The sequence below is a fragment of the Microbacterium sp. NPDC057407 genome (genome assembly GCF_042803895.1).
Taxonomy (GTDB): domain Bacteria; phylum Actinomycetota; class Actinomycetes; order Actinomycetales; family Microbacteriaceae; genus Microbacterium.
The window spans coordinates 430,347-446,758 of the sequence record NZ_JBHVCA010000001.1 but is presented as its reverse complement, the minus strand read 5'-3'; the positions used below and the strand labels follow the sequence as shown (position 1 = coordinate 446,758).

Annotated in this window: 13 protein-coding genes; 8 read left to right on the top strand and 5 right to left on the bottom strand. The window is 70.3% G+C overall.

Going from position 1 to position 16,412, the window contains the following annotated elements; translation table 11 throughout:
* Positions 1 to 23: 23 nt before the first annotated feature.
* A complete protein-coding gene (sucD, locus tag ACFUTX_RS02180; RefSeq protein WP_378860551.1) occupies positions 24 to 926 on the bottom strand; it encodes a succinate--CoA ligase subunit alpha in 903 nt (300 codons plus the stop codon).
* Between the two features lie 32 nt (positions 927 to 958).
* Complete coding sequence (gene sucC / locus ACFUTX_RS02175; RefSeq protein ID WP_378860550.1) at positions 959 to 2,122, bottom strand: ADP-forming succinate--CoA ligase subunit beta; 1,164 nt, start codon at positions 2,120 to 2,122, stop codon at positions 959 to 961.
* Positions 2,123 to 2,256: 134 nt separating this feature from the next.
* Between sucC and ACFUTX_RS02170 the strand changes: the two genes are divergently transcribed.
* From ACFUTX_RS02170 to ACFUTX_RS02135, 8 genes are all read left to right on the top strand, one after another.
* Complete coding sequence (locus ACFUTX_RS02170; protein WP_378860549.1) at positions 2,257 to 2,943, top strand: TetR family transcriptional regulator; 687 nt, start codon at positions 2,257 to 2,259, stop codon at positions 2,941 to 2,943.
* Positions 2,944 to 3,002: 59 nt separating this feature from the next.
* On the top strand, positions 3,003 to 5,753 hold the full coding sequence (locus ACFUTX_RS02165) for a cation-translocating P-type ATPase (RefSeq protein WP_378860548.1): 2,751 nt from the start codon (positions 3,003 to 3,005) through the stop codon (positions 5,751 to 5,753).
* A complete protein-coding gene (locus tag ACFUTX_RS02160) occupies positions 5,750 to 6,388 on the top strand; it encodes a DUF2510 domain-containing protein (protein ID WP_378860547.1) in 639 nt (212 codons plus the stop codon). The genes ACFUTX_RS02165 and ACFUTX_RS02160 overlap by 4 nt, the downstream gene beginning before the upstream one ends.
* A gap of 65 nt (positions 6,389 to 6,453) precedes the next feature.
* Complete coding sequence (locus ACFUTX_RS02155; protein ID WP_378860546.1) at positions 6,454 to 7,686, top strand: acyl-CoA dehydrogenase family protein; 1,233 nt, start codon at positions 6,454 to 6,456, stop codon at positions 7,684 to 7,686.
* A gap of 82 nt (positions 7,687 to 7,768) precedes the next feature.
* Positions 7,769 to 8,923, top strand: coding sequence for an AI-2E family transporter (locus ACFUTX_RS02150; RefSeq protein WP_378860545.1), 1,155 nt, complete (start codon positions 7,769 to 7,771; stop codon positions 8,921 to 8,923).
* Positions 8,924 to 9,195: 272 nt separating this feature from the next.
* A complete protein-coding gene (locus ACFUTX_RS02145) occupies positions 9,196 to 9,399 on the top strand; it encodes a hypothetical protein (protein WP_378860544.1) in 204 nt (67 codons plus the stop codon).
* A 55-nt stretch (positions 9,400 to 9,454) separates the two neighbouring features.
* Positions 9,455 to 12,346, top strand: a complete 2,892-nt coding sequence (locus ACFUTX_RS02140; protein ID WP_378860543.1) for an ATP-binding protein — start codon at positions 9,455 to 9,457, stop codon at positions 12,344 to 12,346.
* A 39-nt stretch (positions 12,347 to 12,385) separates the two neighbouring features.
* Complete coding sequence (locus tag ACFUTX_RS02135) at positions 12,386 to 13,432, top strand: ATP-dependent DNA ligase (RefSeq protein WP_378860542.1); 1,047 nt, start codon at positions 12,386 to 12,388, stop codon at positions 13,430 to 13,432.
* Between the two features lie 12 nt (positions 13,433 to 13,444).
* Here ACFUTX_RS02135 and ligD read toward each other — a convergent pair whose 3' ends face one another.
* The 3 genes from ligD to ACFUTX_RS02120 all read right to left on the bottom strand — a co-directional run bounded on the left by ligD (position 13,445) and on the right by ACFUTX_RS02120 (position 16,361).
* The gene (gene ligD / locus ACFUTX_RS02130; RefSeq protein ID WP_378860541.1) at positions 13,445 to 14,473 is read right to left on the bottom strand and encodes a non-homologous end-joining DNA ligase; all 1,029 of its coding nucleotides are present in this window, start codon (positions 14,471 to 14,473) and stop codon (positions 13,445 to 13,447) included.
* Between the two features lie 124 nt (positions 14,474 to 14,597).
* Complete coding sequence (locus ACFUTX_RS02125) at positions 14,598 to 15,194, bottom strand: dihydrofolate reductase family protein (protein ID WP_378860540.1); 597 nt, start codon at positions 15,192 to 15,194, stop codon at positions 14,598 to 14,600.
* 87 nt (positions 15,195 to 15,281) lie between these two features.
* Positions 15,282 to 16,361, bottom strand: coding sequence for an SseB family protein (locus ACFUTX_RS02120; protein WP_378860539.1), 1,080 nt, complete (start codon positions 16,359 to 16,361; stop codon positions 15,282 to 15,284).
* Positions 16,362 to 16,412: the final 51 nt, after the last annotated feature.

The window sequence follows — 16,412 nt, the reverse complement described above, 5'->3', positions numbered from 1 at the left end:
AAGCTGACCGAAGTGTGCGGCGGTCAGAGACCGGCGATGATGCCGCGCATGAGCTCGGCGGTCTCGCTCGGCGTCTTGCCGACCTTGACGCCGGCGGCCTCGAGCGCCTCTTTCTTCGCCTGCGCCGTGCCGGCGGAACCCGACACGATGGCCCCGGCGTGGCCCATCGTCTTGCCTTCGGGCGCGGTGAACCCGGCGACATAGCCGACGACGGGCTTGGTGACGTTCGCCTTGATGAAGTCGGCCGCGCGCTCTTCCGCGTCGCCGCCGATCTCGCCGATCATGACGATCGCCTTCGTCTCGGGGTCGGCCTCGAACGCCGCGAGCGCATCGATGTGAGTGGTGCCGATGATCGGGTCGCCGCCGATGCCGATGGCCGTCGAGAAGCCGATCTCGCGCAGCTCGTACATCATCTGGTACGTGAGGGTGCCCGACTTCGAGACGAGGCCGATCGGCCCCTTGCCGGTGATGTTCGCCGGGGTGATGCCGACCAGCGACTCGCCGGGCGTGATGATGCCGGGGCAGTTGGGGCCGATGATGCGGGTCTTGTTGCCCTTCTCCTGCGCGTAGGCCCAGGCCTCGGCGGTGTCGCCGACCGGGACGCCCTCGGTGATCACGACGAGGAGCGGGATCTCGGCGTCGATGGCCTCGACCATCGCGCTCTTCGTGAACGCCGGCGGCACGAACGCGATGGAGACGTCGGCGCCGGTCGCGGCGATCGCCTCGTCGACCGTCGCGAAGACGGGCAGCTCGACGGGGTTGCCGTCCTTGTCGTGGTGGAGCACGGTGGTGCCGGCCTTGCGGGCGTTCACGCCACCGACGACCTGGGTGCCCGCCTTCAGCATGAGAGCGGTGTGCTTGGTGCCCTCGCCGCCCGTGATGCCCTGGACGATGACCTTGGAGTCCTTGTTGAGGAAGATCGACATGTCTGTTCTTTCCTAGTTCCGGATGCTTCGGCTCAGGCGTTGGCGAGCTCGGCGGCCTTGTCGGCGCCCTCGTCCATGGTCTCGGCCAGCGTCACCAGCGGGTGGTTGGCGTCGCGGAGGATGGCACGGCCCTCCTCGACCTTGTTGCCGTCCAGACGCACGACGAGCGGCTTGGAGGCGCTCGAGCCCAGTTCGGCCAGTGCGCCGACGATGCCCTTGGCCACCGCGTCGCACGCGGTGATGCCGCCGAACACGTTAACGAACACGCTCTTGACCTGCGGGTCGCCCAGGATGACGTCCAGGCCCGCCGCCATGACCTCGGCCGAGGCGCCGCCGCCGATGTCGAGGAAGTTGGCCGGCTTCACACCGCCGTGCCTCTCGCCCGCGTAGGCCACCACGTCGAGCGTCGACATCACGAGCCCCGCGCCGTTGCCGATCACGCCGACCTCGCCGTCGAGCTTGACGTAGTTGAGGTCGTTCTCCTTGGCCTTCGCCTCGAGGGGGTCGGCCGCGGCCTTGTCTTCGAGGAGCGCGTGGCCCGAGTGGCGGAAGTCCGCGTTCTCGTCGAGCGAGACCTTGCCGTCGAGGGCGATGACCTCGCCGTCCTCGGTGAGGACTAGCGGGTTCACCTCGACCAGCGTGGCGTCTTCGCTCTTGTAGACGTTGTAGAGCTTGACGAAGACGTCGCTCACCCGGTCGACCAGCTCGGCGGCGAATCCGGCGGCCTCGGCGATCTCGACGGCCTTGGCCTTGTCGATGCCCGTCAAGGGGTTCACCTCGACGCGGGCGAGCGCCTCGGGACGCTCGACGGCGAGCTCCTCGATCTCCATGCCGCCCTCGACGCTGCACAGCGACAGGTAGGAGCGGTTGGCGCGGTCGAGCAGCACCGAGAAGTAGTACTCCTTGTCGATGCGCGCACCCTGCGCGACCATCACGCGCTTGACGACGTGGCCCTTGATGTCGAGGCCGAGGATCGCCTTCGCCGCCTCGTAGGCCTCGTCGGGGGTCTTCGCGACCTTGACGCCGCCGGCCTTGCCGCGGCCGCCGGTCTTGACCTGCGCCTTGACGACGACCACGCCGCCGATCTTCTCGGCGGCCGCCCGCACCTCCTCGGGGGTGTCGGCGACGATGCCGGCGAGCACCGGCACCTCGTACTTCTCGAAAAGGTCTCTTGCCTGGTACTCGTACAGATCCACAGTGCATTCCTTCGCGGTGGCGAATGGGGTGGGATGACGCGAAAAGCGTCTCGACGTCGAGATATCGACCAGTCCCCCACCCTACTACCGCTTGCTGTGGCTCCCCGACCCCAGCCACTAGGCTCTCCCCCGAGATGACCGACACCGCCGCCCCCCGCTCCGCGCCGCCGCAGGCGGCGGTGGTGGCCGCGGCGCTCGAGCTGTTCGCCGAGCAGGGGTTCGACCAGACGTCGGTCGAGCAGATCGCCCAGGCCGCGGGGGTCTCGCGCTCGACGTTCTTCCGGCAGTTCGGCGGCAAGGACGACGTGGTGTTCGCCGATCACGAGCTGCTGCTCGACCGCCTCCGCGAGTATCTGGCGGAGGACCACGACGATCCGTGGCGGGCGGTGTGCGAGGCATCCGTCCTCGTCTACGCCCACTTCGCTGGCGACCCCGAACTCGCCCGCAGACGGTACGCGGTGGTGCGCCAGGTGCCGGCGCTGCGCGAGCGCGAGATCGTGACGGTGTTCCGCTACGAGCGCCTCTTCGACGAGTACCTGCGGGCGTCGCTGCCCGGGCTCGACCCGATCGACGCGGTGGGGTTCTCGGCGCTCGTGACGGCGATCCACAACCACGTGCTGCGGCAGCTGCTGCGGGGGCCGAAGAAGGTGCCCGTGTCGGTGCTGCGGCGAGCGCTCGACGACGCGCTGCGCCGCTTCGGGGTGGGGCCGGCCGACGATGCGCCGGAGCCCGCCGCCGACGACGTCGTGGTCGCCGTGTTCCCGCGGACGATGCCGACCGCCGAGGTCGCGCGGCGGCTGCGCGAGCGCCTCGACGAGTAGCCCGCTCACCCCGCAAAATCACCCCTCGCGGGGCGGGGCGCCGGAGTAGCGTCTGGCCCATGGCCACCGTCGACACCTCCGCCGCCACGCCCGCGAAGGACCCGCTCTGGTACACCCGCGACACCGCCGACGTGGTCGCGGCTCTCGGCACCGACGGCGAGCGGGGCCTCACGCAGGCCGAGGCGGCCCGGCGGCTCGCGGACCACGGGCCGAACGCGATCGCCGCCGAGAAGCCGCCGTCGGTCTGGCAGGTCTCGCTCAGCCAGCTCGCCGACCCGATGAACGTCATGCTCGTCATCGTCGCGGTCATCAGCCTGCTGATCGGGCAGGTGAGCGTCGGCATCGTGGTCGGCGCACTCGTGGTCCTGAACGTGTTCCTCGGCGCGAGCCAGGAGCTCAAGGCCAAGGCGTCGGTCGACGCGCTGTCGAAGATGCAGATCCCCCAGGCTCGCGTGTTCCGCGACGGAGCGCTCAAGCAGATCGCCGCGACGGACATCGTCCCCGGCGACGTCGTGGCCCTGGAGGCCGGCGACATCGTCCCGGCCGACGGGCGGATCCTCCGGTCGGCGACGCTCGAGACGCAGGAGGCCGCCCTCACCGGCGAGAGCGCGCCGATCGCCAAGGACCCCGCCACCATCGACGACCCCGACACCACGCTCGGCGATCGCGCGAACATGGCGTTCCAGAACACGCAGGTCACCCGCGGCACCGCGACCGTGGTGATCACCGACACCGGCATGACCACCCAGATGGGTCAGATCGCGTCGATGCTGTCGTCGGTGAAGCAGGCGAAGTCGCCGCTGCAGAAGGAGCTCGACTCCCTCACCGGGGTGCTCGGCTGGATCGCCTGGGGCGCCGTAGCGGTCATCGTGATCTTCGGCCTGGTGCGCGATCAGCCGATCGCCTCGGTCATCCTGCTGGGCATCTCGATGGCGATCTCGGCGATCCCGACGGGCATGCCGTCGTTCGTGCAGGCGATGCTGTCGTACGGCTCCCGCCAGCTCGCCGAGCACAAGGCGGTCGTCAAGAACCTCACCGACGTCGAGACGCTGGGCGCGACCAGCGCGATCAACTCCGACAAGACCGGCACGCTCACGATGAACGAGATGACCGTGGAGTCGCTCTACTTCGCGGGCGACTGGTTCACGGTGGCCGGCAGCGGATACGAGAAGACCGGAGACATCCGTCAGGCGGCGGGCAACGCGGTGCCCGACTTCACGCAGCTCGCCCTGGGGCTCACCCTCTGCAACGACGCGACCGTGTCGGACGACGGCGAGGTCATCGGCGACCCGACCGAGGCGGCGCTCGTGGTGCTCGCGGCCAAGATGGGCGCCGATGCCGAGCTCACACGGGCTCAGTACCCGCGTGCGGCCGAGGTGCCGTTCGACTCGGCCTACAAGTTCATGGCGACGTTCCACGAGGTTCCGCACGAGGGGGCCACGCGCCTCGTCGCGCTCGTCAAGGGCGGACCGGATGTCGTCCTGAACCGCTGCTCGTCGGTCCTGACCGCCGACGGGTCGGCGCCGATCGATGCCCAGTTGCAGACCGTGCTCGACGCGAACCGCCACCTGTCCGAACAGGGTCTGCGCGTGCTGGCGTTCGCGGTTCGCCGCTTCGAGCCGGGCACCCCGGTTCCCGCCGACCCCATGGCCGAAGTGAAGGATCTCACCTTCGTCGGGCTCGTCGGGATCATCGACCCGCTGCGGCCTTCGTCGAAGGAGGCCGTGCGGATCGCCCACGAGGCCGGCATCGAGGTGCGGATGATCACGGGCGATCACGCGATCACGGCCGCCGCGATCGGTGCGAAGCTCGGATTGGGCCCGGGCGCGGCGAGCGGCGCCGACATCCAGGCGATGAGCGATGACGAGCTGAAGGCCGCTCTGCCGAACCTGCACGTCTTCGGGCGGGTCACGCCGGAGGACAAGCTGCGGCTCGCGCGACTCATGCAGGAGTCGGGTGACGTCGTGGCCATGACCGGCGACGCGGTCAACGACGCGGCCGCACTGAAGCAGGCGGACATCGGCGTCGCGATGGGGTCGGGCAGCGAGGTGACGAAGCAGGCGGGCAAGATGATCCTCGTCGACGACAACTTCGGAACCCTCGTCACGGCGGTCCGGCTCGGCCGCGGCATCTACGAGAAGATCGTGAGCTACGTCCGCTACCAGATGTCGCAGCTCTTCTCGCTGGTGCTGCTGTTCCTGGTCGCGAGCATCTTCGACATCAACAGCGGCGTGCCCCTGACGCCGATCATGATCCTGTTCCTCAACTTCTTCATCTCGGTGTTTCCGGTGATCGTGATCCTCCTCGACCCGGTTCCCGACGCGATCATGCTCAAGCCGCCGCGCGACCCGAAGAAGACCATCGCCAACGGCGGGGCGATCACGCTGTGGTTCGCGTACGGTGGCGTGCTGTTCCTCATGACGCTCGTGCCGCTGCTGCTGTTCCCCGACCTCGCCAGCCCGTCAGAGCCGAACGTCCCGGTGACGATGACGTTCGTCGTCGCCGCCTTCGGGGCGATCCTCGGCGGCCTGGCCATGCGGCGCGACCCCGAGTCGGGGCTCACGGCTCCGATTCTCACTGCCGTGAAGTGGCTGGCGATCCCGCTCGCGCTGACCGTCGCCGCCGTGGAGATCGGCTTCCTCCAGCGTCTCGTGGGCACCGTATCGCTCAGCGGGACGGAGTGGCTGATCTGCATCGGACTCGCCCTCGTGGTGCCGGTGTTCGTGGAGGTCGAGAAGTGGATCCGCCGCCGCCGGATCGCCCGGCGGGCGGCGGTGGCGCCGGCATCCGCTCGTAAGCTCGGGGCGTGAGCTCGATCCCTCCCGGGTGGTACCCCGATCCCGCTGTCCCCGCGACCCTGCGTTACTGGGACGGTGCGACGTGGACCCCCTTCCAGCACGCCACAGTCTCACCTTTCGACGCTCCGGAGCTGCGGGCGCCCGCAGGTACGTCATGGAACACGGTGTGGATCTGGCTCGTCGTGCTTGTGCCTGTTGTGCCGTTGCTTCTCTTCTTGTTCGTGCCGTGGGGGTCGATGTTCGAGATCGACCCGGCCCTCCTGGGCGACCCGCAGGCTCCGCTCGCCGTCCAGGCACTGATCCGACAGCAGTTCGCTGTCTTCGGCTCTCCTCTCTTCATCGCCTCCCAGCTGCTGAGCTACGGCGGGTACGGGCTTTCGGTGTGGTTTTCGTATCTCGACTGGCGGGAGCTCCGACGGCGCGACGTGCCTCGGCCCTTCCACTGGGCATGGGCGTTCCTCAACCCCGTCTATCCGATCGGGCGCTCCGTCGTGGTGGTCCGCCGGACAGGGCACGGCTGGACGCCCCTGTGGGTCACGATCGCCACCTTGGTCGTCTCGATGGCGGTCTCGGTCGCGATCATGCTGATGATGTTCTCGGGTATGGCCGGCATGATGCGCGAGGTCATGGACACGATCCCAAGCTGAGACTGAGTCCTAGCGTCGGCGGGATTCAGTTCCACTAGACTGGACTCCGCACGACGGGAGGATCCATGTCCGACTTCACCCCGCGCCCCGGCCACGGCGTCGAACGATACGACGTCACCGGTCGCCTCGGCACCGACTACTACCAGGTGTTCGCCGACATCCCGGCCGATGACCGCGCCGTCTGGCAGCGCGCGCAGGCATACGTCGACGAGGTCGGCACGCGCATGCAGCAGGCGTGGGATGCCGCGGAGTACCCCGTCGACGTCGCCATGCGCCTCGGCGAGCTCGACCTCTTCAACGACGGCATCGTCCACCCCGACCTCACCCGCTTCTCGCCGCTGGCCGCCGGCCTGGTGAACATGGAGGTGTCGCGCGGCGACGGGTCGCTCGGCACCGTGATCGCCGTCCAGGGCGGGCTCGCGCTGCGCACCCTCGCTCTCTTCGGCAGCCCCGAGCAGCAGGAGAGGTGGCTGAAGCCCGTCGCCCGCGGCGAGGTGCTCGCCTCCTTCGCTCTCACCGAGCCCGACCACGGCTCGGATTCCGTCTCGCTCGAGACCGTCGCCCGGCGCGACGGCGATCATTGGGTGCTCGACGGGGCCAAGAAGTGGATCGGCAACGGCGCGTCCGGAGGCATCACCTTCGTATGGGCGCGCGTCGACTCCCCAGGCGACGAGATCCACGGCGCCGTCCGCTGCTTCCTGGTCGAGCAGGACACCGCCGGGTACACCGGCACCGTCATCGGCGGGAAGGCGTCGCTGCGAGGCATCCATCAGGCCCTCATCACTCTGGACGGCGTGCGTGTGCCCCATGACGCGGTGCTGCCGGGGACGAAGAGCTTCAAGGATGCTTCCACCGTGCTCTACTCGACCCGCTCGGGCGTCGCGTGGTCGGCGCTCGGACACGCCACGGCATGCTACGAGGCCGCCCTGTCGTACGCCCAGCAGCGGGTGCAGTTCGGCAAGCCGCTGGCGAGATTCCAGATGGTGCAGGAGCGGCTCGCGCAGATGCTCGAAGAGCTGACCGGCATGCAGCTGTACTGCCGGCACCTCGCCGACCTCGAGGCCTCCGGCGGGCTGCGCCCGACGCAGGCGTCGCTGGCGAAGTATCACAACACCCGCGCGGCACGACGGATCGCCGCCACCGCGCGCGACCTGCTCGGTGGCAACGGGATCCTCCTCGAGAACGGCGTGATGCAGCACATGGCCGACATCGAGGCGATCCACACCTACGAGGGGACCGAGAGCGTGCAGGCGCTGCTCATCGGGCGCGACATCACGGGCGTGAGCGCCTTCGTCTGACGCCGCACGCTCCCCCTACCAGCGCCGGTCCGGCCCGGCAAGCCGTCGCGGCGCGGCCGGGGCTCGCCGTTAGCCTCGTGACATGGGCCTGTTCCGCAGTGAGCCGCAGAGGATCCGCCTCGAGTCGAACACCGTCGAGCCGAGGGCGACCCGGGCACCGTGGAGCCTGTGGGCCGACGGCTTCGGCCGGCTCTCGATCCGCGCGGTGCAGATCATCGTCGTCGTGGCGGTGGCGGCCGGGATCATCTACGCCATCCAGTCGCTGACGCTCGTGACGATCCCGCTCGTCATCGCGCTGATCCTCGCCTGCGCGTTCCATCCGGTGATGCGCTTCATGCGGAAGCGGGGCGTGCCGTCAGTGCTCGCGACGGTCATCACGCTGCTCGGGATCACGATCATCCTCGGGCTTCTCGGGTGGCTCATCGTCTGGGCCGTCCGCGACCAGTGGGACGAGCTGTACGCACAGGCCGAGGACGGCTTCCAGCAATTCCTGGAGTGGGCCAACTCGCTGCCCTTCGACTTCCTCTCTCCTGCGCAGATCGAGGAGTGGGTGGCCGCCGCGACCGACTTCGTCACGAGCGCCCAGTTCGGCTCGGGAGCACTCGCCGGAGTCGGCCAGGTCCTCGACTTCGTGACCGGCTTCGTGCTGATGGTGACGATCCTGTTCTTCTTCCTCAAAGACGGTCCCCAGATGTGGGAGTTCCTGCTGCGGCCCTTCCGCGGCGAGAGCTACGTGCGCGCGCGTCGCATCGGCGACAAGACGGTGGGCGTGCTCGGCTCGTACGTCCGCGGCACGGCGACGGTCGCCTTCGTCGACGCGATCGGCATCCTCATCGGCCTGCTGATCCTGCAGGTGCCGCTCGCCATCCCGCTGTCGGTTCTCGTCTTTCTGCTGGCCTTCATCCCCATCGTCGGTGCGACGCTGGCCGGCATCCTCGCGGCGCTCGTCGCGCTCGTGGCGAACGGCCCGTTCAATGCGCTGCTGGTGGTGGGTGTCGTCGTGCTGGTGAATCAGCTCGAGGGCAACTTCCTCCAGCCCGTGCTCATGGGCCGCTCGATGAAGCTGCACGCGTTCGTGATCCTCGTCGCCCTGACCGTCGGCACGGTGCTCGGCGGCATCGTCGGCGCCGTGCTCGCCGTGCCCATCGCCGCGGCGGCGTGGGGAGTCATCCAGGTGTGGGACGGGCCCGACCTGCCCGCGCGCTGGGCGCGGCCGAAGCATCCGATCGAGGCGTGATCTCCACCGTCTGAGGCGCGCTTTCTTTTCTCGCTCGACTCGGCCCTCCCGATCCGTGTCCCACCGTTTGCGCGACGTGTCCCGAGTTTCGCCGCCAGCGACCCGCCCAGGCGCGAAGAAGTGGGACATGCACGTTCCAGCGGGCTGCCCTGAGCGGCGGGGTCTGAGGCGGTCGCCGGGAAAGATAGGGCATCCGCCCGATGGGAAGGCCACCCCTTAGGGAGCAGTGTCGAACCTGTACGAAGCCGTCCGGCAGCGAACAGGAGAGCGACATGGATGCCTCGACCTTCACCGCGTACCGTCTGCAGCTGCAGCGTTCCGCCGAGCTCGACCGCGATCACGCCCTGCGCGTATCGCACCGCGAGCGCCGCCGGTCGCAGGGCGCCGGCGAGCCGGGGCGCGGCATCCGTTCCGTCTTCTTGCGGTGGATGGGCACGGAGCGCTCGCGTCTTGCGCTGGCCGGGCCGTCGTCGTGAGCGGACGGGGCGGCCTGGGCCCCACGGTGTCGGAGGGAAGTGCGACCATATGACCATGCCCGCACTCGCCTCGAGCCCCCGCATGGTCGGGCGCCGGGCCGAGCTCGACTCCCTCTTCGAGGCATTCGACGACGCCCGCGCCGGCCGTCCGCGCACGGTGGTCGTGCGCGGCGAGGCGGGTATCGGAAAGACCCGGCTGGTCCAGGAGTTCCTGGCCGCGGCGGCGGTGCGGCGCGACCCGGGGCTTCCCCTCGTCGTCGCGGTCGGCCAGTGCGTCGATCTCGGCCCGATCGGAGCACCGTTCGGGCCGGTGGGTCGCGTGCTGCGCGACCTGCACGCCGAGGTGGGCACCGAGGCGCTGCGCCAGGCCGCCGGGTCGCCCGCGGTCATCGCGAGCCTGGCGGCGCTCGTGCCCGGCATCGCCGATGAGGGCGGCTCCGACGACGACCCGGCGGGGGGCTTCGCCGAGGCGATCGAGGTGGTGCTCGAGCAGCTGTCGCGCGAACGTCACCTCGTCGTGGTCATCGAAGACCTCCAGTGGGCGGATGCCTCGACCCTCGCGCTGCTCAAGACCCTCGCCAGCACCCTGCGCGGCCGGCACCTCACGGTCGTTGCGACGTACCGTTCCGACGACATCGACCGGTATCACCCCCTCAAGCCGGTGCTCGCCGAACTCGACCGCACGCGGTCGATCATCCGCGTCGAGATCGGGCCGCTGAACGGTGACGAGGTGGCGGAGCAGGTCGCACAGCTGACGGCAGAAGGGTCGCGCGACGTGGCGGCGCTCGCCGAGCGCAGCGGAGGCATCCCGTTCCTCGTCGAAGAACTGGTCGACCTCGGCGACCGCGGCCTCCCTGACACCCTGCGTGAACTCGTGCTCGCCCGCTACACCCGGCTGAGCGAAGAGGCGCAGGAGACGGTGCGGATCATGGCGGCGGGCGGCATGCACGCCGACCATGAGGTGCTGGTCGCGGTGTCGCCTCTCGACGAGCACGCGCTCGACCTGGCGCTGCGCGAAGCGATCGACGCCCGCGTGGTGCTGGCCGACGGGGCCGGCTACGCGTTCCGCCACGCCCTGACGCAAGAGGCGGTGCATGGCGAGATGCTGCCCAGTGAGCGGGTGCGGGTGCATCGCCGATATGCCGAGCACCTCGCCGCCTCGCGGGCTCCCTCGCCCGACACGGTCTCGGCGATCGCCGAGCACTGGCTCGCCGCGCGAGACCTGACAGCCGCCTTCGACGCGACGGTCACCGCGCTCGCGCACTCGCAGGCCGGCTTCTCCCCTGCGACGTCGGCGAAGCTCGCCGAGCGACTGACCGAGCTGTGGGATCAGGTGCCGGATGCCGCGGCCCGGGCGGGCACGACGCTCCCGCAGCTGCATCTCGAGGCGGCGCAGGCGTGGCACGACCTGGGCGACACCGAACGGGCGCTGCGATCGGCGAACGAAGGCCTGGCGGTCTGCCCCGACGATCCGCTGACGCGCGCGGGGCTGCTGCGGCAGCGGTTCGTCGAGGTCTACAACTCCGAGCACCGCAACCGCCGCGACGACCTCCTCACCGCGATCGGGCTGCTCGAAGACCTCCCCGATCGTCGTGCGCGCGTGCTCCTGTCACGGATCCTGTCGAACCTGGCGATCGCCGAGCGCGGCGACGAGGCGAAGGAGCACATCGCCCGGGCGATCGCCCTCGCCGAGGAAGCGGGCGACGACGCGGCTCTGGCGGTGGCGTTCACCATCGAGGCGTGGCGCATCGCCGACGACGAAGACGACGCCCCGCGCTCCATCGAGCCGATCGAACGGGCCGCGCAGCTCACCCTCGACCCGGCGCTGCGCGCCTACGTCGGCGAAGCGCACGTCGACCTGCTGCAGCGCACCGGCCGGTTCGGCGAAGCGGTGGTCGTCGGCGAGCAGCACTACACCGAGATCGTGCGCGCGGGCCTTGAGCGGGGCGCCGGCATGTCGATCGCGTTCTCGCTCGCCCGTGCGCTGTTCGCTCTGGGCAGGCCCGCGGAAGCGCTGCGCTACGCTCGGCGCGCCCAGCGGCTGTCGGATGCGAAGTCCCGCGGGTCGGTGGTGCGGCTGCTCGCCACCCACTACACGTGGAACGACGAGGCCCAGGCGCGGACGGCGCTTCTGACGGCCGAGCGCGCGTCGATCGACGACTCGCTGCGCGCGTTCCCCGAGAAGCACGGGTCGTGGGCGATCGACCGCGGCGATGCGTCGATCGCCGGCCCGGCCTCGGCTCCCGGCGCACCCGACGACGAGGCCCTCGACGGCCTGCTCGCCCTGGTCGAGCAGGCGACGTCGCCGCAGCTCGGCCGGCATGCGGCGCTCTCCGCCGCCGCTCTCCTCGCCGGGCGCGGGAACGCGGCCGCGGACTCCGAGAGGCGCGAGCGGCTTCTGGCCGCCGCCGACTCGTGGCCCGCGGTGGGGCCGTTGCCGGTCTTCGCCGCGTTCGTGCGCGCGGCATGCGGCCGAACGGACGCGCCCGCCGCCGAGCGGGTCGCGGCCTGGACCGCGGTGACCGAGTCCGCCGAGGGGCTTCCCGTCTGGCACCGGCACGTCGCGGAGGTGTGGCTCGCGGCGGCTCTCATCCAGGCGGGCAACCGCGACGACGCGGCAGGGCTCCTCGAGCGGCTGCTGACGGACGCGCCCCGCCACGGGGTGGCCCGTGTGGGCCGGTGGGCGGCGGAACTCGCGCAGCATGCCGGGCTCACCGAGGCATCCGTCACCGCCTCGTCGGGCGGCGACGCGATCGCGGCACTCACACCGCGAGAGCTCCAGGTGCTCGAACTCGTCGCCGAAGGGCTCACCAATCCGCAGATCGGGCGGCGCCTCTACATCAGCCCGAAGACCGCCTCCGTGCACGTGTCGGCCATCCTCGCCAAGATCGGGGCGACGAACCGGGCCGAAGCCGCGGCGCTGTTCGCGGCATCCGTCTCGTCCTGATCGCGCGACAGGGTCGGAGGGTGCGGGCAGGATGGGGGCATGCCGTACGTCATCCCCGCGCCGATGCTCGCGAAGTCCGTTCCGTCCGTGCCCGATCCGGCGAAGACGCCCGGGGGCCTGAGCTTCGAGCCGAAGTGGGACGGCTTCCGGGCGCTGGTGTCGTGGGACGGTGAGAACGTCGAGATCGGCAGCCGCGGCGCCAAACCGCTGACCCGGTACTTTCCCGAACTGGTCGAGGCGTTCGCGCGGCTGCTCCCCGAACCCTGCCTGGTCGATGGCGAGATCGTGGTGCCGAAGGGCGAGCCCGGCGCGCAGCGGCTCGATTGGGATTCGCTGACGCAGCGGATCCACCCGGCGGCATCCCGCGTGAAGATGCTCGCCGAGACGACGCCCGCGATGTTCATCGCGTTCGACCTTCTGGCGCGCGGCGATCGTGACCTCCAGCCCGAGCCGTTCGAGGTGCGCCGGGCCGAGCTGGTCGACCTGCTCGGCGGGGTGCCGCATCCGGTGCACGTGACCCGCACCACGCCCGACCCGGGTGTCGCCGAGCGGTGGCTGTCGGAGTTCGAGGGGGCCGGTCTCGACGGGGTCGTCGCGAAGCCGCTCGCCCAGCCCTACGCGCCGAACAAGCGCACGATGTTCAAGATCAAGCACGCCCGCACGGCCGATGTGGTCGCGATGGGATACCGAATTCACAAGTCGGGGCAGGGCGTGGGCTCGCTGCTGGTCGGTCTCTACAACGACGACGGCGAGCTGTACCCGGTCGGGGGTGTGGCCGCGTGGAGCAACGCGCGCCGGCTCGAGCTCATCGACGAGCTCGCGCCGCTGGTCGAGCGCGACGAAGCCGGTCAGGCGGTGAAGATCGAGGGCGAGAAGTCGAGGTTCTCTGCGCCCGACCGTGACTCGTCGTTCGTTCATCTGCGCCCCGAGCGGGTGCTCGAGGTGCGGTACGACCAGCTCGAGGGGTGGCGGTTCCGTCATACGGTGCAGTTCGAGCGCTGGCGGCCCGACCGTGAGGCCTCGTCGTGCACCTATGACCAGCTCGAGACCGTCTCGGCGTACGACCTCGGCGACGTGCTCGACTGACCCAGCGCCCGCTCAGTCCCAGTTCTGGGGATTCTTGCGGCTGGGCTGCACCCGCGGCGGCTCGCCCGGCATCTTCGGGAAGTCGGGCGGGAACGGCAGTTCGCCGAGCCCCGCGTCGAGGTCGCGCTGCCACCACTCCAACAGGGTGTCGATGCGGCCCGGTTCGTTCTGCAGCCCGGCCCAGGGGTCGCCCACGTCGGCGAGCCGATGCGGGATCGACCTCACGGTGAACGCGGCGGGATCGGCCTCCGGCAGCTCGTCCCACGTGAGCGGGGTCGAGACGGTCGCCCCCGGGAGCGCCCGCGGGCTGTACGCGCCGGCCATCGTGCGGTCGCGGTTGGCCTGGTTGAAGTCGATGAAGATGCGCTGACCGCGTTCTTCTTTCCACCAGTTCATGGTGACCTTGTCGGGCAGCCGGCGTTCGAGTTCACGACCGGCGGCGATGACGGCATGCCGCACGTCGAGGAACTCGTGCGTCGGCTCGATGGGGCAGAACACGTGGATGCCGCGGTTGCCGCTCGTTTTGAGGAACGCCGTCAAGCCGGCCTCCGCGAGCACCTCTCGCAGCGCCGGTGCGACGGCCGCGGCATCCGCGAAATCGGTCCCCGGTTGAGGGTCGAGGTCGATCCGCAGCTCGACGGGGTTGTCGGTGTTCGACGCCAGCGACGCCCACGGGTGGAACACGATCGTGTTCATCTGCACCGCCCACACCGCGGTCGCGATCTCGGTGAGGATGAGCTGTGGGTGCTTGCGCCCGCTGTTGTAGGTGACGGTCTGGGCTTCGACGAACGACGGGGCGCCCTTCGGCGGGTTCTTCGAGTAGAACCGTTCGCCGTCGACACCCTCGGGGAAGCGTTCGAGCGACACCGGCCGGTCGCCGTTGGACGTGAGGAACGGCTCGGACACCGCCATGACGTACTCGGCCAGCTCGTGCTTCGTGATGCCCAATTCGGGCCAGAGCACCCGGTTGGGACTCGACAACCCGACCTCGCGGTCGCCGTCGGGCCCGGGAACGGTCAGGGTGATGCGCTCGGACGCCATGCCTCGACCCTAGGCGGGCCGGCCGACATGCCGCATCCCCTTCCCTCGTGGCGCGTCGGTGTCGGAAACCGAGGAGACACGCCGCAGCGACCTCCTCGCCCGCCCTCTTGCCCGGCGCGTCTCCTTACTTCTCGACCGGAAACACCAGATGCGTCACCCGCGCGCTCGCGATGACCGTCGTAGGGTCGCCCAGCCGCACGGCGGCGGGGTCGATGTCGGCGAAGTAGCGGTGCCCCGTGCCGAGAACGACCGGTACGAGGTCGATCGCGACCTCGTCGACCAGGCCGGCGGCGAGTGCCTGTCCGGTCACGGTTCCAGCCGCGAGCGCGACGGTCCGGTCGCCGGCGATCCGCTGCGCGAGTGCGATCGCCGCCTCGATGCCGTCTGTGACGAAGTGGGCGTTCCTCGTCGCGGCGTGCGCCCAGTCCTTCGGCGCCTCGTGGGTCAGCACGACGAACGGCACCCCGAGCGGATGCTCTCCGGACCACCCGTCGGTGATGTCGAACAGGAGACGGCCCACCACGAGGCATCCGATCTGCTCCACCCATTCGCGCCAGTACCGGGCGCTCGTCGGGGTCAGGTGGAACGACGCCGGCTCGCTGGCGGTACGCACCTCGACGTCGCCGGCTTCGTACCAGTCGAAGAGCCGGCCGGGGTCGTTGTTCTCGTGGGCCACGAACCCGTCGAGCGACATCGATGCCGCGGAGACGACTTTGCCCATGGCGAGCCTCCTTCGGTCACGGCGACCGGCGACCGGTCGATGGTCCGCAAGCTACGTCGGGGCAAAGGGGTGCGTCAACCCTTCCGGTCAGCCGTCGGCGAGGAGCGGCGCGAGGTCGTCGCGGGTGAGCCGGATCCAGGGGCCGGCCGGGTCGACGACGACACCCGTCAGGCCCGCGTCGCCTTGGAGAGCCCGCGCGAGGTGAGCGCCGGTGACGGCGGCCGCCTGATCGCCTCGACCCATGACGGCCACCTCGACGGGGTGCGAGTAGACCTCCAGGTACCGGGAACCGTCTTCGGCGCGACCCTCGGCGAGCCCCGGCCGCCCGTCCGCGACCTTGCCGAGCGCGACCCACAACGGCACGTGCGTGAGCGCCTGCGCGACGGCGCCGGCCGTGTCGTCGGTGCGTTCGCCCGCCAGGATGGTCTTGAGGGTGAGCTGCTCGTCGACCTTCTCGACCAGCTTCTCGATGAGGGCACGCGGGACGACCACCCGAGCGGGATCCGAGGCCTGGTCGAGGATCAGGCCCTCGTAGGGACCGGCCAGCACATGCCGCAGCACGGCGAGGACCGGCTGCCCCATGGCGGACGTGTCGGCATCGCCGTCGGCGCGCACGCTGGCCTGCAGCGCCGCACCGCTCGAGTAGGCGAGGGCGAACTGCCGATCGCCCGAGGTGACGACCGCGAGGGGCAGTTCGCGCCCCTCGGCGAGCAGCGACCGTGCGTCGCCCTTCACCCGCAAGAACAGGTGCCCCTGCAGCAGCTGCCGGGCGACGTCGAGCAGCGCCTGTGGTGCGGTGCCGTCCGCGAGCCGCGCGAGCGCTTCGCGCACCAGCACGTTGTCGCGGAGTCCGGCGACGGTCTCGGAATTCTGGGGGGCGACTCTGGTGGCGGCGCGTGCGCTCTTGCGGGGCTGGAGCTGCGGGGTGGTCGCCGCGGCGGCGGTCCCGAGTCCGCCGTATGCCGTGACGGAGATGTTGACGGATGCCGCGGCTGCCGCAGCCGGGTCCGTCGAGGTGGGGTCGGCCGGCGCGCGGTCGGCCGGCGTCGCATCAGCCGGGGGTGCTTCGGCCGACGCATCCGGTGTCGCGTCGACGGGCGGCTCGGCGATGCTCTGGCTCTCGGAATCCGACCGGTCGTCTTTCGGCTTGCGCGAGAAGAGAGCCATGGATCGAGCCTAACCCGGTGCCCTCGCGGGGGAAGGCGCCGAGCTCGCGCG